At 51.2% G+C, this 20,927-nt stretch carries 19 protein-coding genes; 11 read left to right on the forward strand and 8 right to left on the reverse strand.

The genetic code is table 11. From position 1 onward, the window contains the following. The first annotated feature begins 12 nt into the window (after positions 1-12). Both rpsR and rplI read left to right on the forward strand, forming a co-directional pair. Complete coding sequence (gene rpsR / locus Q4579_RS17840) at positions 13-240, forward strand: 30S ribosomal protein S18 (RefSeq protein ID WP_002539422.1); 228 nt, start codon at positions 13-15, stop codon at positions 238-240. A gap of 35 nt (positions 241-275) precedes the next feature. After that, positions 276-728 carry a 50S ribosomal protein L9 gene (gene rplI, locus Q4579_RS17845; protein WP_303566030.1) on the forward strand — a complete coding sequence of 151 codons (453 nt, stop codon included), beginning with the start codon at positions 276-278 and terminating at the stop codon, positions 726-728. Between the two features lie 88 nt (positions 729-816). Here the strand turns inward: rplI and Q4579_RS17850 are convergent, their stop codons facing one another. Next, complete coding sequence (locus Q4579_RS17850; RefSeq protein WP_303566031.1) at positions 817-1,584, reverse strand: YdiY family protein; 768 nt, start codon at positions 1,582-1,584, stop codon at positions 817-819. Between the two features lie 255 nt (positions 1,585-1,839). Between Q4579_RS17850 and Q4579_RS17855 the strand changes: the two genes are divergently transcribed. Genes Q4579_RS17855 through Q4579_RS17865 form a run of 3 tightly spaced genes read left to right on the forward strand, consistent with a single transcriptional unit; the run spans position 1,840 to position 5,684 of the window. Then, entirely contained in the window at positions 1,840-3,240 is a 1,401-nt protein-coding gene (locus Q4579_RS17855) for a replicative DNA helicase (RefSeq protein WP_303566032.1), read from the forward strand. A 24-nt stretch (positions 3,241-3,264) separates the two neighbouring features. Continuing rightward, complete coding sequence (gene alr / locus Q4579_RS17860) at positions 3,265-4,344, forward strand: alanine racemase (protein ID WP_303566033.1); 1,080 nt, start codon at positions 3,265-3,267, stop codon at positions 4,342-4,344. An 11-nt stretch (positions 4,345-4,355) separates the two neighbouring features. Then, on the forward strand, positions 4,356-5,684 hold the full coding sequence (locus Q4579_RS17865) for a hypothetical protein (RefSeq protein WP_303566034.1): 1,329 nt from the start codon (positions 4,356-4,358) through the stop codon (positions 5,682-5,684). Between the two features lie 216 nt (positions 5,685-5,900). Here Q4579_RS17865 and Q4579_RS17870 read toward each other — a convergent pair whose 3' ends face one another. Continuing rightward, positions 5,901-7,367, reverse strand: a complete 1,467-nt coding sequence (locus Q4579_RS17870) for a RimK family protein (RefSeq protein WP_303566036.1) — start codon at positions 7,365-7,367, stop codon at positions 5,901-5,903. 75 nt (positions 7,368-7,442) lie between these two features. Between Q4579_RS17870 and Q4579_RS17875 the strand changes: the two genes are divergently transcribed. Then, positions 7,443-8,528 (forward strand): GNAT family N-acetyltransferase/peptidase C39 family protein, encoded by a 1,086-nt coding sequence (locus Q4579_RS17875; protein WP_303566037.1) that lies wholly within the window; start codon positions 7,443-7,445, stop codon positions 8,526-8,528. 73 nt (positions 8,529-8,601) lie between these two features. On the opposite strand, the gene Q4579_RS17880 is transcribed toward Q4579_RS17875, so the two are convergent. The 6 genes from Q4579_RS17880 to upp form a co-directional block, all read right to left on the reverse strand. Continuing rightward, a complete protein-coding gene (locus tag Q4579_RS17880; protein ID WP_303566038.1) occupies positions 8,602-8,862 on the reverse strand; it encodes a hypothetical protein in 261 nt (86 codons plus the stop codon). A gap of 96 nt (positions 8,863-8,958) precedes the next feature. Then, the gene (locus Q4579_RS17885) at positions 8,959-9,633 is read right to left on the reverse strand and encodes an HAD family hydrolase (protein ID WP_303566039.1); all 675 of its coding nucleotides are present in this window, start codon (positions 9,631-9,633) and stop codon (positions 8,959-8,961) included. A gap of 54 nt (positions 9,634-9,687) precedes the next feature. Continuing rightward, the gene (pptA, locus tag Q4579_RS17890) at positions 9,688-9,912 is read right to left on the reverse strand and encodes a tautomerase PptA (RefSeq protein ID WP_303566040.1); all 225 of its coding nucleotides are present in this window, start codon (positions 9,910-9,912) and stop codon (positions 9,688-9,690) included. Between the two features lie 13 nt (positions 9,913-9,925). Next, complete coding sequence (locus Q4579_RS17895; RefSeq protein ID WP_303566041.1) at positions 9,926-10,522, reverse strand: NADPH-dependent FMN reductase; 597 nt, start codon at positions 10,520-10,522, stop codon at positions 9,926-9,928. Between the two features lie 12 nt (positions 10,523-10,534). After that, positions 10,535-11,443 (reverse strand): EamA family transporter, encoded by a 909-nt coding sequence (locus Q4579_RS17900; protein ID WP_303566042.1) that lies wholly within the window; start codon positions 11,441-11,443, stop codon positions 10,535-10,537. Further along, on the reverse strand, positions 11,436-12,101 hold the full coding sequence (gene upp / locus Q4579_RS17905; protein WP_303566043.1) for a uracil phosphoribosyltransferase: 666 nt from the start codon (positions 12,099-12,101) through the stop codon (positions 11,436-11,438). The genes Q4579_RS17900 and upp overlap by 8 nt, the downstream gene beginning before the upstream one ends. 157 nt (positions 12,102-12,258) lie before the next feature. On the opposite strand from upp, the gene Q4579_RS17910 reads away from it, so the two are divergent. The 5 genes from Q4579_RS17910 (at position 12,259) to pgi (ending at position 20,906) form a co-directional block, all read left to right on the forward strand. Further along, entirely contained in the window at positions 12,259-12,744 is a 486-nt protein-coding gene (locus Q4579_RS17910; protein WP_303566044.1) for a MarR family winged helix-turn-helix transcriptional regulator, read from the forward strand. A 318-nt stretch (positions 12,745-13,062) separates the two neighbouring features. Then, on the forward strand, positions 13,063-16,947 hold the full coding sequence (locus tag Q4579_RS17915) for an amino acid adenylation domain-containing protein (RefSeq protein ID WP_303566046.1): 3,885 nt from the start codon (positions 13,063-13,065) through the stop codon (positions 16,945-16,947). A 17-nt stretch (positions 16,948-16,964) separates the two neighbouring features. Continuing rightward, positions 16,965-17,900: a pseudouridine-5'-phosphate glycosidase gene (locus Q4579_RS17920; protein WP_303566048.1), complete on the forward strand. Its 936-nt coding sequence runs from the start codon at positions 16,965-16,967 to the stop codon at positions 17,898-17,900. 244 nt (positions 17,901-18,144) lie between these two features. Further along, positions 18,145-18,618 (forward strand): MarR family winged helix-turn-helix transcriptional regulator, encoded by a 474-nt coding sequence (locus tag Q4579_RS17925; protein ID WP_303566049.1) that lies wholly within the window; start codon positions 18,145-18,147, stop codon positions 18,616-18,618. Positions 18,619-19,253: 635 nt separating this feature from the next. Continuing rightward, positions 19,254-20,906 (forward strand): glucose-6-phosphate isomerase, encoded by a 1,653-nt coding sequence (gene pgi, locus Q4579_RS17930; protein WP_303566050.1) that lies wholly within the window; start codon positions 19,254-19,256, stop codon positions 20,904-20,906. Positions 20,907-20,927 lie beyond the last annotated feature (21 nt).

Consider the following 20,927-nt stretch of genomic DNA (forward strand, 5'->3'; position numbering starts at 1 on the left):
GGAGATAAGCCCATGGCACGTTTCTTCCGTCGTCGTAAATTCTGCCGTTTTACAGCAGAAGGCGTACAAGAGATTGACTACAAAGACGTAGCAACTCTGAAAAACTACATCACTGAAGCTGGTAAAATCGTACCAAGCCGTATTACCGGTACTCGTGCGAAGTACCAGCGTCAGCTGGCACGCGCTATCAAGCGTTCACGTTACCTGGCTCTGCTGCCATACACTGACAAACATCAGTAATTGGCCGGTTTCATTAAGTTTAAGAGGACAAGATAATGCAAGTTATTCTACTTGATAAAATCGGTAACCTGGGCAGCCTTGGTGATCAGGTAAACGTTAAAGCTGGTTATGCTCGTAACTTCCTGATCCCTCAGGGTAAAGCAGTTATGGCGACTAAAGCGAACGTTGAAGTGTTCGAAGCACGTCGTGCTGAGCTGGAAGCAAAAGTTGCTGAGCAACTGTCTGCTGCTCAAGCGCGTGCTGAGAAAGTTAGCGCTCTGGAAGCCGTTGTGATTGCTTCTAAAGCGGGTGACGAAGGTAAACTGTTCGGTTCTATCGGTACGCGTGACATCGCTGACGCTGTGACTGCAGCTGGCGTTGAAGTAGCGAAGAGCGAAGTACGTCTGCCAGAAGGTGCACTGCGCACAACTGGCGAATTTGAGATCAGCCTGCAGCTGCACTCTGACGTATTCGCAACCGTAAACGTGAACGTTGTTGCTGCTGAGTAATCAGTCGTAATTTCGTCCATAAAAAAACCAGCCTCCGGGCTGGTTTTTTTGTCTCTGAAGCCCGGTAAAACGTGGCAGGAGAAACGGCTCAGTATTGGAACAGCAGATTAATGGTCATGGTGCCATCGCGTTTTTGCAGGCCGTCCGGAACCCAGCTGTTCAGCTTTTGGGTATTACTGAGTTTGATGGCGATGTGCTCTGAAATCGCACTGGTCATCGAGACCTGACTTTCCAGTGTGCTGTTGCTGTTTCCTGCAATGCCGGTCAGCTTAAAGCTGAGTTCGACATCTTTTGACGGCTTCCAGATCATCCGGGTACTGCCCCGCAGGATCAGTTCATCGACCGTTTCCGGCACGATGATGTCATCATCGTCAATCTCGTCGATATTGGGTTCCTGATGGCGATAACCCGGTCCCGCTTCGACTTCCATCAGCAGGTTTTCCAGCCGGAATACCCGGTAACCAATACCGGTCGCCAGAGTGAAATCTTTGAAATACGGGCCATACTTATCGTCGATGTAGCTGGTGTTGCCCAGTACATAAGCACGTTCGTTAATAATGAAGTCGCTTTGCAGCTCCATCTGGCCTTTGCGTTTCTCTTCTTCACCATCCTCTTCGGCCAGCAGATACTTGGCTTCGACCTGTTGGCGGAACTGATCTTTTACATAGGTCAGAGCCAAACGGGTATTGAGTGATTTTGTATTCGAGTTGCCGGAGAGCGACTGATACCCCAGTTCCAGTTCACTGGTCCAGGGGGATGTGATGGGCGGTAGTTCAGGTACATCCTCAGCACTGGCATGGGGAGCCAGAAGCAGACCTGCAGTCATCGCTGAAAGCAGTATGCAAGATTTTGCCAAGTGTCCTCCCAACTACTGACACAAGAAATGACAACTGGCACACAAAAAAGTGCGGATCAGCATAAGCGCGCAGTCTAGCCTAAAAATGTCAGCGAATCGTCAGGATGTCAGGGGATTCGGCATATATTTTCCTGAACTGCCGTAAGATTAGGCAGGGTGAATATTTGCGGGTCTTTTTTGATGCGACGGCTGCCTGCTGGCAAGGATGTTCAGGTATACTAACCGACCGGATTCAGTTCAATCGTGCAAGTGGTTATGGCAGAAAACAGTAAATCCAATCGAGCAAAAGACAGTCAGATGGACGCCATCAAGATGCCGCCTCATTCTCTGGAAGCAGAACAGTCGGTCCTTGGCGGCCTGTTGCTGGATAATGAGCGCTGGGACAGCGTCGCCGAAAAAGTTGTCTCGCGAGACTTCTACAGTCGTCCGCACCGGATGATTTTTGAAGCCGCTGCCGGGCTGCTGGAATCAGGTCAGCCTTTGGATCTGATTACGCTGTCGGAGCGGTTGGAACAGCTGGATCAACTGGACGATGTCGGCGGTTTTGCGTATCTGGCTGAGCTGGCAAAAAATACGCCTTCTGCGGCAAACATTATTGCCTATACCGACATTGTGCGTGAGCGCGCATTGATACGTGACATGATCGGCGTGGCGAATGAAATTGCGGATGCCGGCTATGATCCGCAGGGCCGTACCAGTGAAGAATTGCTGGATATGGCAGAAAGTAAGGTGTTTGCCATTGCCGAACAGCGGACCAATGAAAATGAAGGTCCGCAGAATGTTGATTCCATTCTTGAGAAGACGCTGGAGCGGATTGAGCTGCTCTATCAGTCGCCGCAGGATGGTGTAACCGGGGTTTCAACCGGTTTTACCGATCTGAATAAGAAAACCGCCGGTCTGCAGGGCTCAGATTTGATCATCGTGGCGGCCCGTCCGTCGATGGGTAAAACCACCTTTGCGATGAACCTGTGTGAAAATGCCGCGATGGAGCAGGAAAAGCCAGTGCTGATCTTCTCACTGGAGATGCCCGCGGAGCAAATCATGATGCGTATGCTGGCGTCGCTGTCTCGGGTGGATCAGACCAAAATCCGGACCGGCCAGCTGGACGACGAGGACTGGGCTCGGATCTCGTCGACCATGGGCATCCTGATGGAAAAGAAAAACATGTACATCGATGACAGCTCGGGTCTGACACCGACAGAAGTTCGCTCCCGGGCCCGTCGTATCGCCCGGGATCATGGCGGACTCAGCCTCATCATGGTCGACTACCTGCAGCTGATGCGTGTACCGGGTCTGCAGGATAACCGGACCCTGGAGATTGCTGAAATCTCCCGCTCCCTCAAAGCACTGGCGAAAGAACTGAATGTGCCCGTGGTTGCGCTGTCGCAGCTGAACCGATCGCTGGAGCAGCGGGCCGATAAACGTCCGGTGAACTCGGACTTGCGTGAATCCGGTGCCATCGAGCAGGATGCGGACTTGATCATGTTCATTTACCGTGATGAGGTATATCACGAAGACAGTGCACTCAAAGGCATTGCAGAAATCATCATCGGTAAACAGCGTAATGGTCCGATTGGATCCGTGCGTCTCACCTTCCAGGGCCAGTTCTCCCGTTTCGATAACTATGCTGGCCCGGCTTTTGATGATGAGTATTAATCTCTCCCAGCAGTAGGAAAAAGAATGAAAGCCGCGACCGCCTATATTGATCTTCAGGCCCTGCGCCATAATGTCAGTCTGCTCAGACAGCAGACGCCGGGCTGTAAGTTGCTCGCGATGGTCAAAGCCAATGGCTATGGGCATGGTCTGGCGCAGGTGGCTGCGGGACTGCCGGATGCGGACGGATTCGGTGTTGCTCGTATTGAAGAAGCGCTGTCACTGCGCGCGGGCGGGGTGGTGAAGCCCATTTTGCTGATGGAAGGCTTTTACTGCCCAACCGATTTGCCGGTACTGGTGACCAATAATATTCAAACCGTGGTCCACACGCTGGAACAACTGGAAGCGCTGGAACAGGCGACACTGGATACGCCGGTGAAAGTCTGGCTGAAAATTGACAGCGGGATGCACCGCCTGGGGGTCCGGCCGGAAGAGTTTCAGCAGTTTGTCGACCGCTTACATGCCAGTCCGAATGTCGCGCAGCCGTTGCGTTATCTCAGCCATTTTGCCTGCGCTGATGAGCTGGACAGCCCGGTGACAGACACACAGATCCAGTCTTTCCTGACCCTGACACAAGGCTGCCGCGGAGAGCGTTCGCTGGCCAACTCCGCCGGGATTCTGGCCTGGCCGGACAGTCATCTCGACTGGATTCGTCCGGGCATCATCATGTATGGGATTTCTCCGTTTGCAGAAGAAAGCCACTCGGCGGCATCTTTCGGCATGACGCCTGTGATGACGCTGACTTCCAGTGTGATTGCCGTGCGGACCCTGAAGCAGGGGGAATCCGTGGGGTATGGCTGCACCTGGGTGAGTGAGCGTGATACTAAAATTGGCGTGGTGGCGATTGGTTATGGCGATGGTTATCCGCGCACGGCACCTAACGGGACGCCTGTACTCATCAATGGCAGACTGGTGCCGATTGCCGGTCGGGTGTCGATGGATATGATGACGGTCGATCTGGGGCCGGATGCTCTGGAGCAAGTCGGTGATGAAGCCGTTCTCTGGGGACAGGGATTGCCTGCGGAAGTGGTGGCGGCCCATGTGGGCACCATTGCTTACGAGCTGGTGACCAAACTGACCTCCCGGGTTGCGATGGCTTATCGGTGAGGAGGTGTCGGATGACACGGGATCACATCAAGCGTCACCCCGATCTCAAACCTCTGCAAGGTGTATTACGACAAGCCGCGGCGATTGCTGCGGCTTGTTTGTTTTCGTCGGGTATTCATGCTGCGGATGATGGCGTCAAAGTGAATACAGGCCAATATGAAGCCGATGGTGAGCTGAGCTGGGCGAAGGATTATGCCATGGTCCCGTTTGCTTTTTATACTGATAACTTTGGCTTTGCGGTGGGCATGGCCGGTGTGGTGAAAGGGGCATTTCAGCCGCAGGCATCTCTGTTTGGTGCGGGGGTCAAAGGCAGCAGCGGGAGCTGGCTGACCTATTTTCGGGGAGATAACTTCCGCCTTAATGAACAGAGCCGCTGGTTGTTCGGGGCGGAAATCTACAATGCTGATTTTCAGGACACAGATTTCTATCTCGGCGAGGCAGCCGACAATGATTCCACCCGGCAGGATGCGCTTAACACAAATGCTCAGGATGCCCGCTATCGGTTATTCGCCCGATATATTTTTCCACTCGGATCTGCCACAAGTCATCCGTTAGCCGCACTGGCGCTCAAGCGGCCACTGACGGGCAGTACGCCTTGGGACAGCGGTATCACTTCTCTGGAATTCCGTCCTTTTTATCAATGCCGCCGCTATGACGATCGTCATGCGTTACCCCCCACTGAATTTTCAGAAACAGAGGAAGTCTGGGCGCTGGAAACACGGCTGGAGTGGGACAACCTCAATCATGAACATAATCCCAGTGAGGGCTCACACAGTTTGCTGACGGTGACGGCTGATCCCGGCAGTTCTGCTCGGGAAAGCTGGTGGCAGTGGGAACTGAGTCAGAGCTGGTTCTGGGATATGGGACCCGCCGGTGACTGGTTCGATCAGCAAGTCATTGCGTTCAATGCCTACCTCTCGGATGTACCCAGCTGGAATGACAGCGAACAGGTTCAGGGGGAAACGCGCTATCACCGGCCGCCGGAGTTTGCCCGGGCCAGTCTGGGAGGATTGTTTCGCTTGCGCAGCTATCCGGGGGGTCGCTTCAGCGACCGTAGCGCACTGAGCTACAGCCTGGAATATCGTGTCATGCCGGAGTGGCAACCCCTGAGTGTCTGGCCAGTGTTCGAATGGTATGACGTGCCCTGGTGGCAGTGGGTCGTTTTCGGAGATTTGGGCCGGGTGGCGGGTGAGTTCGATCTGAAGACCCTGAATCAGGAGATGCGCTGGAGTGCGGGGGGCGCGGTACGGTTTCAGGTGGAGGGGATCGTGGTGCGCGCCGAAATGGCCTGGGGAGAAGAAGAAAGCAGTTTTAACGTCATGGTGAATCAGCCGTTCTGAGCGCGGTGCTTCAGCAAATTGGTTACTGTTTGTCTTTCTTGTGAAGGGGGGAGGTAAGGCGAGGTGACCGGGCACCAACGCCAAATCTGTGCACACGCACGAACTCACTCCTGACCCTCCCCTTGCCAAGGGGAGGGAAACGTAAGACTCGCAGCAAACTCAGTCAGTCTTTCCCCCTTTTCAAGGGGGGAGGCTAGGCGGGGGTATCCATTCAAATCAGAAGCCGCGCAGCTGGATCCGGCGCAGGAATTCGGTCATCACGCGGTCGTAGAGCAGATCACCCAGAAAGGCATCTTCCACGCGGTGGTCGATACTCGGGTTGTCATTGATCTCAATCACCACGACCTGACCATTCACTTCTTTCAGATCGACGCCGTACAGGCCGGAACCAATCTGGTTGGCGGCTTTGAGCGCTACATCAATTACGTTCTTCGGCACTTGCTTCAAATCCAGCGTTTCAAAGCCGCCGGAGCTGACCCGGCCGCTGTTGTGGTGCTGGTAAATCTGCCAGTGGCCGCGGCTCATGAAATACTTACAGGCAAACAGTGGCTGACGGTTGATCACTCCGATCCGCCAGTCGAAATCGGTCGGCAGAAATTCCTGCGCTAAGATCAGCGTACTGCGGGCAAAGAGCGTATCCATTTGCGTCAGCAGTTCGTCGCGGTTTTTCACCTTGACCACGCCCACCGAGAAGGCACCATCCGGCACTTTCAGCACCATCGGGTAGCCGATTTCATTCTCGGCCTGATCAAGCCAGCCGGGGTCGAAACTTTTCAGCACCGCACTTTTCGGGGTCGGCACTTTATGTAAACGCAGCAGCTCGGTCAGGAACACCTTGTTGGTGCACTTCATGATGGATTCCGGATCATCCATCACGACCAGTCCCAGCTTCTCGGCTGTTTTCGCGAACCGGTAGGTGAAATTACCGATGTTGGTGGTGGCGCGGATAAACAGACCGTCAAATTCACCCAGCCGTGACAAATCATCCGGCGTGATGGTTTGCAGGCGCATGCCCAGCCGCTTGGCTGCTTTTTTGAAGTTGCTCAGTGCCGTGCTGTCGGATGGTGGCATCTTCTCGTTCGGATCAATCAGCAGCGCCAGATCATAACGGGCATTTTTGTTTGGTTTTGGCGAACGCCAAACCTTGTTCGAAAAGCGCTCCAGTGCCTCTGCGAACAAATCCTGCTCCGGATCAGTCAGATCCTGAAAAGGATAGGGAGTGATCTGATCCACCTGCCAGTGGGCATCTGAACGACGAATGGTGACTTTAATGACAGGCACCATGAAATGTTCGAACAGGCGGCGTGCAATTTTCTCAAAGCCCGGCACCTTGGATTGGCCAAAATATATTTTTTCTTCTAACTGTTCCCCCGGTGACAGCAACTGGCTGGCAAATGCCTTTTCCAGTTGGTCTGATGGTACCGACAACAAAAAAGGCTGAGACAAATCATTGATTGTCATTACCCTTGGTATCACCCGGTGTCCGCGCGCTTCCGCCATCAGTGAGCAGTAATAACCGCTGCTCATGTAGCCGTAGTCACGGCACAGATTGATGACCTGAGTGGCTTTGTTTTCACAAAAAGCACCCTGCTGTAAATATGTGTCTACAGTGACAACCCTGTCGGAGGGAAAGTACTGCCGCCAGTCACTGTCGTTGTCGGTAATAATGAGGACTTTAGTCATCTTATGGTTCACCTATAGCCTTACGGCTAATTTTGGGATTAAATCGAACCAGTCCACTCAAGCGTGAATCAGTCCATGATAGTCCGAATTGCACAGCTCTATGATCTAGCCAGTTTAAATACTCTTGAGGCTCAGCTGTTTGACGGGGATCGAATTTCGCCCCGTCAGATGCGGCGGTTTATTGTATCGCCTCAGAGTGTGTTGTTTATCGCGGAAGATGAAGGCCGCATTGCTGGTTACGGGCTGGTGTTGTTTCACCGCGGTACCCAGTTGGCACGGTTGTATTCCCTCGCCGTCGATCCCGTTTACCGAGGCAGGCATATTGCCCAGCAGTTGCTTTCTGCATGTGAAGCGGCGGCACTGGAAAACGGTTTCAATACATTAAGGCTGGAAGTGCGGAATGACAATGTCGCTGCGCGAAATCTCTATGAAAAATGCGGATATAAACCATTAAAAGTTTTAATCCATTATTACGACGATCTGGCGGATGGACTCCGGATGCAAAAGCGTCTGAGCCCGATAGAAGCCAAGCATCTGTTGCCGTTGCCTTTGTATGTTCAGACCACTCCGTTTACCTGCGGACCCGCATGTTTGATGATGAGCCTGGCGTATGTGGATCCGCAGGTGCAGCCCAGCCGTCAGTTAGAGATGCAACTGTGGCGGGAAGCCACCACCATTTTCATGGCATCCGGCCATGGCGGATGCAGCGGTCATGGTCTGGCACTGGCGGCATCTCGCCGGGGATGTACCGTTGAACTCTGGACTCAGTCGTTATCCACGCCTTTTATTGACAGTGTGCGGGATCCGAAAAAGAAAGACATCATTGAACTGGTGCATCAGGATTTCTGTCAGCAGCTGGATGCGGCCAGCATTCCTGTCGTGGATGCGATGCCGACGGTCGAACAGGTTGAAAACTGGCTCAAGCAGGGATATTGCCTGCTGATGCTGATCAGCACTTATCGGTTTAATGGCAGCAAAGAGCCGCATTGGATCGTGCTGAGCGGGGTCAGTGAGCAGTTCTTTTTCTTTCATGACCCTTATGCGGAAGACGAAACGGATATCGGCCACCGGGCTCATATTCCGCTCAACAAGGCTGGGTTGAGTCAGGTACTGGGTTTCGGCCGTCAGAAACACACGGCGTGTGTGGTGATCCACCCCTGAACTTCTGAGATGCAGAATTCGGATGACAGAAAAGGCCGCAGTTGCGGCTTTTTCTGTGCCTGGCCGGAGGGGGTTAAATATTTGGCTGGACGGTTCTGATTGCCCCGGTTCGGTGAAGGTTCAGGATTTCACTCACGAAAACCACGTAGAGGTAAGGCATCAGCAGTGAAGAGACAAGAATAAAGCTGAATTTGTATCGTAAAGGCATCTTCTGCTTGTGTCCCTGATCGAAAATCGTCGAGCCGGTAAAGATAAAAAATACAATGGTGTAGATTGTCGCCAGATAACCCAGAGCCATATAGGTTGATGTGACAAGAGTATATACATTTTCCATATTGCATCTCCTGTAGAGGTGATTCATTCAATGTTGGTTTGGCTGACGGGCTGTGACTTCCTGACCCAGCCTGATGTCAGCGAATAGCATCTTGTTTCAGTGAAAGTGCTGGTGGCAGATGTCGACCACACTGCGGAAATCAGCTGCCATCCAGGTTGGGCTGGCTGTTTGAAGCGCGGCTTCAGAATGGATGCCGTAATTCACCGCAATGGCTTTGCAGCCAAGGTGATTCGCCATCAAAATGTCATGGGTGGTGTCCCCCACCATCAGGGCCTGTTCTTTTTCGGCTCGGAAGTGAGCCAGGATTTTCTGCCCGGATTCCGGGGCTGGTTTTTTCTCACGGACTTCATCGGCGCACACAACCACGTCAAATAAATCTGCGATACCGGCTGCGGCCAGTAATGCGTTGGCACTACGTGAGAATTTATTGGTGGTGACAGCAAGATTGAAATGGTGATCTTTCAGGTTTCGCAGTCCTTCATCGACCCCGGGAAAAAGCAACGTTTTGGCGGCGGGGAGAATTTTCTCCCGGAACTGACGCTGATACTCCGCAACGCAATCCGCCACAACCGGGATGTCTTCCGGTTGATTCAGAAGATTGGCAAAGGCTTTCTCCAGCGGTAAACCGATGGTGTCGCAGATAACCTGATTCTCCAGTACTGGCAACTGCATGGCTTCAAAGGTGGCATTAAACGCTGTGGCAATTGCCTGCGCGGTATCGAACAGTGTGCCATCCAGATCAAACATGATGACAGGGGAATGTTGTTTCATTAGTCAGTCCTTCAGTGACCCAATTGCCCCGGCTCCACCGGGGCATGATGGCGATTAATAGTCAGGTTGTTTGATCAGGTGCTGGTGTTTTGATTCGATTTCAGGCTGATAGACAGCGGCAGACCAGTCCTGTGGGGGGATGCTTTCCATCGCAATTGAGATCACTTTTTCATCACACTGGAGTGCGTTCTGAATCGCGGTCGTGATCGCGTCGGATAAACCTTGCTTCTGTTCCTGCGTGAGTTCTGCTGGAAAATGTTTGATGGAAACGTGTGGCATGGTTCTCTCCTTGTTACATACCAAATGGGAAGTTTTGCATTTCTTCTTGAAGTGCTTCGCGGACCGAACCCAGTGCTTTCGCATAGGCCAGCAGCGACTTGACTGTATAGCGTGCCCGGCTGTCGAACAGTTCGTCACTGACCGCTTTATCGGATAACAGCAGGCTTTCGCAGTGACGGAAAATCAGATGATCCGGGATAAAACAGGCGTGATTATTTTTACTGCCGGTCATCCGCAGTTCACTGATTGGATAAACGCCGTTCACGCTTGCGGAAACACTGGCGAGCAGCACTGGCTTATGACCCAGCTCTTCCGAGGTACACAGCATCATGAAGTTCTTGAGGGCTGGCGTTACCATGCCATGCCATTCGGGTGTAATCAGTACAATGGCATCGGACTGTTTCAGCTCTGAAGCGAGGGTTCTCCAGTCACGCCATTCTTCGCTGGCATTCCAGACCCCCTCATTCCATAACGGGAAATCAAGGGTACTCAAATCCATGATGTTCACGTCCTGAAAGCCTTCAATATGAGCCAGATGTTGTAAATAGGTTGCGGCTTTCAGACTGTATGAGTTCTTTCGGTGGCTTCCTGAAATAATGCTGAGTTTCATTGTTCTGTTCCCTTATCGCTGTGAAGATGTTGTCGGTGCAGTCATTGGCACAGACGGTTGTTTTGGAGCCTGTGGACGCGCCATGTAAACCGAGACAATAATGGCAATGGATCCCACGAGCTGAAGTTGAGTAAATGACTGACCGAGGATGACATAGCCCAGCAGACAGGCTGACACTGAGCTGAGGAACCCAAGGAAAGACGTCGTGACCGGATTGAGTTTCTCGATGCCACGGAACCAGACAAAGTAACCAAAGACCCCGCCCACCAGGCTCAGATAGGCATAACCAGAGATATTCAGGAGTGTCAGTGCCTCAGGAAAATCTTCATACCAAAGCGCAACAGGCAGCAGCATCAGGCCACCCAGTGTCAGCTGCCAGCCTGTGAAGCCCAGCAGAGACATGTCTTGAGGACGCCCCCAGTGTTTGGTCAGTAAAATCCCCAGTGCCATGCTGCACGTACCGATTAAGCCGAATAAAACGCCCCACCAGTTCAGTTCAACGGCACTGTTCAGGACCAGCAGGCTAATCCCGGAGACACCAACCACGGCAGAAAGAATATGGGTCAGGCTGAGTTTGTTTTGAAAGAATATGGCGCCCAGACCCATAACAATTAACGGCTGTATCGACATGACCAGTGCTGCGAGCCCCCCGGGTAAGTAGTAAGCAGCAGCAAACAGGCAATAGAAGAACAGACCAATGTTGAGTAACCCGAGCACAGCGATTTTTCCCCACCACATGCCCGTTGGACGGATTTTGCAAAACATCAGCAGAATCAGTCCCGCGCCAAGGGCCCGGATCACGGATGCCAGTAGGGGCAGGTTATCCGGCAGTAATTCTGTGGTGACGATATAAGTGCTGCCCCAGACGATGGGTGCCAGAGCGGTCAAAGCCACATCCATAAGGGTCTGATATTTATTCATGGGTTTGTCCTAGATAAGTTCCAAAATAACGGTCACCAAAATCGCCGATGCCAGGTCGCATAAAGGCCTCTTCATTCATAGCGTCTTCTACAGACGAGGTGACCAACTGAATGGCAGGATGTGTCGTCAGCAGCCGATCCAACCCAGCAGGGGAAGTCAGGAAGTTCACGACAATGATGTTTTCGATGGCGACGCCATGTTCCAGTAACACATCAATCGCTTTCAGTAACGAGCCACCGGTTGCGAGCATCGGCTCAAACAGCAAGACTGTTTGCTGAGCGATTGTCGGTGGAAAATGACAGTAAAAATATTCAGGTAATTTCGTGACTTTATCCCGCTGAATCAGAATCTTCCCGATAGGTTGTTCTGGAAACATCTGTTTAAACTCACCTTCCATGCTTTCACCAGCGCGGATAACGGAAACACCGCAGATGCCTTGTGATAGCGCTTTTCCCGGATAGATATCGCCGATAGGTGTGGTGACAGACTGATCTGAATAGGGCAATAATTCCGAAGCTTTTATCAGTAACTGACGAATCACCTGATCACTGAAATGCGTGAACGTCCTTAAGTCAGCATGTTTGTCACGGATCTTCGTATGCAGATAGGTCAGATAGGGCGTGACGGGTAAGACATGAACTTTTCCTTGGTGATGCATAACACTTTTCCTTTTGGCGCTTGTTACTGACAAAATTGGTGGTAGAATGCCTGTGGCTTTCCTTTGAGTATCTTTCGTAAAAGATATGTTTTTAAAGATACTCATGAAAAATCTCTTTTTCAAGTATCTTTTTGAAAAAATAGTTTAAGGAGTAACAATGCAATACGATCATGTAGACCGATTACTGGTGCAGTGGCAGCATCAGCGGCCAGATCTGGACTGCTCACCGATGGGGGTGGTTGGCCGACTCAGCCGTATGAGCAGAATCATTGACAAGAAAATTAATAAAGTATTTAAAAACAATGCCTTGAGCTCTGTTGAGTTTGATATCTTAGCTACGCTGAGACGCTTCAATGAACCGATGACACCAACGGAGCTATATCAGACACTGATGCTGTCATCCGGCGCAATGAGCACACGCATTGAGCAGTTAGTGAAGCGGGAATTGATTGAACGTATTGCCAGTCCGGAAGACAGAAGAAGCTGTAGTGTTGTCCTGACAAAAGAAGGTAAGTTTCTGATTGATAAGGTTCTTGAAGAGCATGTTATCAATGAGAAAGCCATCCTCGATCCGCTGACAGACGAGCAGCGGGAGCAACTAGCCAATTTACTCAGAGCCTGGCTACTGAACAACGAATCCTAATACCAATCGCAGTGAATCACTGGTCATCCTAGCTTGTTAAAATGTTCGATGGCTGCGTTAATTTTTTATTGTGGAACAACAGGTTATCTAAAAGTCTGCCTTGTTCTCAAACATTTTTTCCACGCTATTTCTGCTCATTGACTTACTTAGATTGGTATAATCTTTCAGCCTGCAATCCTGCAGGCTTTTTTCTACCTTCAATTCCTTTTTTAGTAATTTTCCAGCTAAGTATCTTTTTAAAAAGATGCTTGACAAAATGTAGCATGCCGGTATCTTACTTTCGTGACTACCAATTGCATATAGGGAAATTAAATTGCTATGAGTACTTTATTACACCTGTCTGAGACTCAATCGGGCCGACATTCAGAGAAACACACGATCATCAATCAGCCCTGTTTGTTCACGATGCTGAACGGTCAGGTGGAAGCGCACCCTGAGCAGATTGCCGTACGGGACTCTGAAACTGCTGTTGATTATGCTGCCTTTCAGGCGTTGATTCATCGGAATGCACAGCACATCAATCAACGGATTGAAACACATGAACCGTGTATCGGACTCTTTTGTGACCCGTCTGTAGAAATGGTAACAGGGGCGTGGAGTATTCTGGCATCCAATCATGCTTATCTTCCTTTGGCCCCTGAATATCCGGAAGAAAGAATCCGGTATATGGTTGAAGACTCAGGGGTTCAGGTGATCCTCACTCAGGCGCACCTGAAAGCCCACTTACAATCGATTGTTCCCCGTCATATCACGGTGTTGACTCAGTCTGAACTGGAGAGTACCGGTGAAGGTGATTCGGCACAGGCAGTGGGTGCTGATCTTCAGTATGAAGACCGGCTGGCCTATATCATTTATACCTCGGGCAGTTCAGGCAAGCCGAAAGGTGTGATGGTGACTTACGCCAATATTTCGCACCAGATTGCCTTCATGAAAAACCAGTTTGGTTTTGATCAGCATGATCGGATCCTGCAGAAAACCCCGGCCAGTTTTGATGCGGCGCAATGGGAAATTCTGGCGCCCGCATTTGGTTGTCAGGTTGTGGTGGGCCCCAAAGATTGCTACCGCGACCCGGATGCCATGATTGAAACACTGCTGAATCATGATGTTTCTGTGCTGCAGTGTGTTCCGACACTGCTGCAGGCGCTGGTGGATCATCCGTTGTTCACAGACTGCCTTGGCTTGAAACAGGTGTTCAGTGGTGGTGAAACACTTACGCGCAATCTGGCCAGAGAATTTTTCGAGCGTCTGCCACATGCTGAGCTGACGAATCTGTACGGGCCGACTGAGTGTACGATCAACTCCTCTACTTTCACACTTTCTCAGGCGTCACTGGCCAACTATCCGGATGCAATTTCAATTGGTAAACCAGTCGCGAATACTTTGTACCATGTACTGAGAGAAGACGGTCAGCCCGCGGAAATCGGTGAAATTGGTGAATTGCATATTTCTGGGGCTCAGGTTGCGAAAGGCTACTATCACCGTCCGGAAATGACTGCTGAAAAGTTTGTTGCCAACCCGAGACCTTATCTGGCCGGTCATGAGGTGATGTATAAAACCGGAGATCTGGTGAAACAGGACATGCAGGGTAATACGCATTTTGTCGGCAGGGCAGATAGCCAGATCAAGCTGCGGGGTTACCGGGTCGAACTCGATGAAATTCGTCTGGCGATCGAAAATCATCAATGGGTCAAAACAGCAGCCATGGTGGTTAAAAATGATCCGCGGACCGGCCATCAGAATTTAATTGCCTGTGTGGAACTGGATGAAAGACAAGCGGCTCTGATGGATCAGGGCAATCATGACAGTCATCATCAGTCAAAATCGAACAAGCTTCAGGTCAAGGCACAATTATCGAACTCAGGCTGTCGTGATCTGACCCACTGTGACACAGAGGATATCCTGCCTTTGCCAGGGAAAACAGCAACGGCAGCGCAACGAGCGAATGCCTTTGGCCGCAAGACTTACCGTTTCTTTGAAGGTCAGGTTCCTGTGTCCAAAGCGATGTTGCTGAACATGCTGGAACGTCAGCCGGTGCCAGCCAAATTTGCCGGCAATGTCGACTCGCTTTCAATGGCGGCGTTTGGTGGTCTGCTGAGAAACTTTGGTCAGTTTATCAGTGAAGAGCGCCTGCTGCCGAAATATGCCTATGCATCGCCCGGTGCCCTGTATGCCACACAAATGTATTTTGAGATCAACGGAGTACTGGGGATGGCTTCAGGGATTTACTACTATCATCCCGCACAGCATTGCCTGGTCAGAGTTCACACATTGCCAGCACAGTATCCCCCAACGCTGAATGTGCATTTCATCGGAAAGTACGGTGCCATTGAGCCCGTGTATAAGAACAACATTCTGGAAGTCCTGGAAATGGAAACCGGACATATGCTGGGCGTGTTTGATGAATTACTGCCCGAACATGGCCTGTCATTACTTCAAGATGTGTCTGCCACACGTGATACTTTGCCCGCCTGGTATGACGGCAAAAGCGAGGACTTTTACCTCGGAAGTTACCGGTTTGAGGCATACCAGCTAACCCAGCAACCCGCCAGTCCGCAATATCTGGTGCAGGTGCATGGGGACAAAGTTGAGGGGCTTTCATCCGGTCTTTATCAATACCAGCATGGTGATTTGCAGTGGCTGAGTGACCAGATGCTGCAAAAGCGTGATGTGATTGCTATCAATCAGAAAGTGTTCGAGCGCGCCAGCTTCGGTGTCGGACTCGTTTGTCATGGCGAAGAGACGGACAATCATTACATTCATCTGGGACGAGCACTTCACCGTTTGCAGAGTAATACCGCTCTGATTGGGATCATGTCTTCCGGCTACAGTTCCAAAACCAATCATGACCTGCCGGCTGCCGTGAAAATGAGAGCCATTCTTGCGGAGCAGGGGCTTCCGATGGACAGTTTCTATTTTGGTGTTGGCGGGCCGGTCAGTGAAGCACAGTACTTCAGTGAAGGCATGCACGAAGACCGTGTACATATGCAGGGCCCGACAGAGATCCTCAAAGACGAACTGGCCTTGCTGTTGCCGCAGTACATGATTCCGAACAAAGTGCTCCTGTTAAACAAACTACCGCAGACTGCCAACGGAAAAGTCGATTATCTGGCACTGAATCAGCTGGACGAGCTCAACCGGATGAATGCCGATCAAGCGCTGGTACCACTGACCACGGAGACGGAGCAGCAGGTTGGAGAGATTTGGTGCCGCGTTATGAAGTGGGAATCTGTTTCTGCCACGGATAACTTCTTTGAAGCTGGCGGGAACTCTCTGACTGCTGTTGCCCTGATCAACCGCATCAATGGCGCCTTTGGCATCAAAATGCCTCTTCAGGTCTTATTCCAGACGCCAAACGTCACAGGCCTGGCGCAATGGATTGATAACAATGTTTCGGAACAAAGCCCGTGTTCGAGACTGATTCGTCTGAATCAGCATGCTGACAATCCGGTTTTTTGTTGGCCGGGCCTGGGTGGATATCCGCTGAACCTGAAATTGCTCGCCAATGAGCTGGTTACCGAACGCGCTTTCTATGGGATTCAGGCTCAGGGAATCAATGCGGATGAATTACCGCTCGCGTCCATTCGTGATATGGCCAAAGCAGATATTCAGCAAATTAAAGCGGTGCAGCCGGAAGGTCCATATACCTTATGGGGATACTCCTTCGGGGCACGGGTCGCTTTCGAAACTGCCGCTCAAATGGAGGCTATGGGCGAGACTGTGGAGGCGCTCTATCTGCTTGCACCGGGTGCACCAGTCACCCAGATGGAAAGAGAGCAGGCATACACACATGAGGCCAGCTTTGAGAATCCGGTTTTTCTGGCCATCTTGTTCTCCGTATTTGCCCACAAAATTGAAGGTAGGCTGATGGATCGCTGTCTGGAATTGTGCCGTACGGAACATGATTTTGTGGCATTTATCTGTCAGCGTTTCCCGATGCTGCAACCCGATCTGGTGAAGCGCATTATTCGCATTGTCACCATGACTTATGGCTTTAGTTATCAGTTCGAAGAGCTGGCGAACCGCCGTTTGAATGCGCCGGTCACGATTATCAAAGCGCAGGATGACCATTACTCATTCCTGGAAAATGCCCCAGCCTTTAGCAGGGAAACACCGACATACCTTGAATTGCATGCCGATCATTATCAGGTATTGAAAGCCGCGGGTGTGCAGGAACTGAAGCAAAAATTGAATATCAAGAAATGAAGAATAAGGACAGAAGTATGAGCAAGCAAATGATAACACTTGAGTTTCACCCGGAAGTGAAAGCGGCACTTGAAGCGGGTCAGGCCGTGGTTGCACTGGAGTCGAATGTGATTACTCACGGGCTGGATTATCCGGATAATGTCACCACGGCGCTGAAAGTCGAAGCTGCCGTACGTGAAAGCGGCGCGATACCTGCCACAATCGGCATCGACAACGGTGTGGTGTTGGTCGGTATGAATCGAGAACAGATTGAGCGCTTTGCATCGACTCCGAATATACCGAAAGTCTCAAGCCGAGATCTGCCTTTCATTCTGGCTTCAGGGCGCATGGGAGCGACAACGGTTGCATCATCTCTGGTGATCGCCGAGCTCGCGGGTATCCCTTTCTTCAGTTCAGCGGGGATTGGCGGGGTTCACCGGGGAGCAGAAACCTCAATGGACATTTCTTCCGATTTGATTCAGTTCACACGATCTCAAGTCGCTGTCGTCTGTGCCGGCGCAAAGAATATTCTCGATATCGGCCTGACTCTGGAGTACCTCGAAACCCATTGTGTCCCAGTGGTTTCTTATCAGTCGGATGATTTTCCGGCGTTTTACTGCCAGAGCAGTGGATTTAAAAGTCCGGAGAGAATGGATCAGGCGGAAGAGATTGCCCGAGCGATTGAAATCAACCGGTCGCTCCCCGGTGCCGCTGGCCTGCTGATTACAACGCCGACCCGCGATGAGGATGCCATCGACAGTCAGGATATTCAGCTCGTGGTGCAAGCGGCTGTTGCACAAGCAGAAACAGAGGGCGTGACCGGAAACGCAGTGACGAAGTTCATCATGAAGGCCATCGAGAAAGCCACGGCAGGACGTTCTGCGGAAGCCAACAAGGCGGTGCTGATCAATACTGCCCGGGTGGCGGGTGAACTTGCCGTGGCACACAGCCGGTATCTGCGCCAGCAGCCATAACCAGAGAAGATGCATACGTTGTGGTTCTGAGTCAGTGCTGGATGAGCGGATGCGCAAGACTGGCCAGAACCAACTTGATATCTATTCATTCGTGATCGGCCTGTCCTGGCACGCAGGGATAATCAGGTATCGATCGCAAAAGCGACAGAGAAAATCCGGTTTGAAATGACTTTTTACAAAGATACTTTGATATAAGATTGATGCTGAGTATGCTTAAGTCAAACACATCAGTGAGGAAAACGCTGTGACAAAAACAGTTTTTATCAACAGCCCAAGTGACCAGCCATGTGAAAGCGACTCTGCGATGCACCTTTATCAGCAGATGGTGAGCATCGTCAGCTATATTAACCGTTTAAAACAGATTGAACTCAAATATCACCAGATCACCCCCAATGAGTTTGCGATTCTAGATGCTTTACAGAAGCACAGTACCGAAGGATATATGACGCCTTCCGGGCTTGCGTATTACACGGATGTGACCACCGGTACGATCACGGGACGGCTGGATTCTCTGGTCAGTAAGGCCTTAATCTGTCGTGATGCTGATCCGATCGATCGCCGCAGTGTCAGAATTCAACTGACGGAGAAAGGACAGGAGAGCGCGCTTCAATATCAAGAGGCACTGAATCAGATTTGCAAACGTACCTTTCATTCTCTCAGCCAGGCGGAACTCAGTCGTGTGCTGTCTCAGATCTCACTGGCGCTGAAAGCGTTCTGAGATACATCACGCAGATGAAGTGAATGCCTTTGCCATGAATGAGACATCCGGCTGAGCGTCAAAGAGGATACTTCTGCACGTTCAGCCAGACTGCTTTCTCAAGTCATCCCCCGCTTATACCAATCACAGTCAATCAGTGGTCATCCTAGCTTGTTCAAATGCTCAATAACGGCGTTAGATTTTTTGATTGTAGCATCAGGACTTATCTAAAAAATCCGCCTTGTTCTCAGACATTTTTCCTACGCTGTTTCTGATCTCTGACTGACTTTGATTGGTATTACAATCTGTTGTTCAGTTACATCAGCCCTTCGAACAGCACGGGGTCATCTTCTGCATGGTTACTGCTGAAGGTGCTGTCCGTCGGCTGCTTATTTCTCTTCGTTTCTTTCCGGCTGCAGCCGATTATTCCTTTCGCCTTCAGGTTTATAACCGCTATGATTGAGTCACCAAAAGCGTGACCTGGAGCAAGGCAGGGGGTGGTTTGTGGGTGGCATCATTCACAATAAGTTGTAAATTTACCAAAATATCGCCATGCTTATGGCCAGTTTGGCCGTGCTAACGCCGTTGATTCAGGAAATTATGGCAGCTGCCTTGTTTTTGCTGTCGTGAAAAAATAACACATCAGGAACGTCATTATGTTGAAAAACATTAACCCCACGCAAACCCCGGCCTGGAAGGCACTGACTGCTCATTTCGAACAGGCGCAGGATCTTCAGCTCAGTGAGCTGTTTGCAAAGGATCCGTCGCGGTTCGAGAAATTTTCTGCTGCGTTCGGCAACGATATCCTGCTGGATTATTCGAAGAACCTGATCACCGAAGAAACCCTCAGCAAGCTGTTTGAACTGGCGGATCAGACTGAACTGAAATCGGCAATCAGCGCGATGTTCAGCGGCGAGAAGATCAACCGGACGGAAGACCGTGCTGTGCTGCACGTGGCGCTGCGTAACCGCAGCAACACACCCGTGCTGTTGGATGGCGAAGACGTGATGCCAAACGTGAACGCGGTGCTGGAGAAAATGAAGCAGTTCTCCGATCGCATTATCGGTGGCGACTGGAAAGGATACACCGGGAAAGAAATTACGGATGTGGTCAACATTGGTATCGGTGGTTCTGATCTGGGCCCATACATGGTCTCTGAAGCACTGGCGCCTTACAAAACACGCCTGAGCCTGCATTTTGTTTCGAATGTTGACGGCACGCATATCGCGGAAACGTTAAAAAATCTGAATCCGGAAACCACACTGTTCCTGATTGCATCCAAAACGTTCACCACACAGGAAACCATGACCAACGCGCACTCGGCGCGGGACTGGTTCCTGGCTGAGGCCAAAGATGCCGCGCATGTTGCCAAGCACTTTGCAGCCCTGTCGACTAACGCTGATGCCGTGTCTGCGTTCGGGATTGATACCGCCAATATGTTCGAGTTCTGGGACTGGGTTGGTGGCCGTTATTCATTATGGTCAGCGATCGGCCTGTCGATTTGCCTGTCAGTCGGTTTTGACAACTTCGAAGCACTGCTGGCCGGTGCGCATGCCATGGACAAGCATTTCGCAGAAGCGCCGCTGACTGAAAACCTGCCGGTGATTCTGGCGCTGGTTGGCCTGTGGTACAACAACTTCTTTGGTGCAGAATCTGAAGCCATTCTGCCTTACGACCAGTACATGCATCGCTTTGCGGCATACTTCCAGCAGGGCAATATGGAATCCAACGGGAAGTCTGTCGATCGTGGCGGTTATCCGGTGGACTACCAGACGGGTCCGATCATCTGGGGCGAGCCGGGCACCAATGGTCAGCACGCGTTCTATCAGCTGATCCATCAGGGAACCAAGCTGATCCCATGCGACTTTATTGCGCCAGCCATCAGCCACAATGCTATCAGCGATCATCATCCGAAACTGATGGCTAACTTCTTTGCGCAGACGGAAGCGTTGGCATTCGGGAAAACCCGCGCTCAGGTCGAAGCTGAATTCGCCGCAGCCGGGAAGTCTCCGGAAGCGGTTGCTGAGCTGGTATCGTTTAAAGTGTTTGAAGGGAATCGTCCGACCAACTCGATTCTGGTGAAACAAATCACCCCGGAAACACTGGGTGCGCTGATCGCGATGTATGAGCATAAGATCTTCACGCAAGGGGTGATCTGGAATATTTACAGCTTTGATCAGTGGGGTGTTGAGCTGGGCAAACAGCTGGCCAATCAGATTTTGCCAGAATTGGCAGACAATGCGCCTGTGAGCAGCCACGACAGCTCAACCAATGGTTTGATCAATGCGTTTAAGCAATGGCGCCAGTAATCGGACTGGATTGCTGAACGA

Source organism: Photobacterium sp. 1_MG-2023 (assembly GCF_030547945.1).
Classification (GTDB): domain Bacteria; phylum Pseudomonadota; class Gammaproteobacteria; order Enterobacterales; family Vibrionaceae; genus Photobacterium.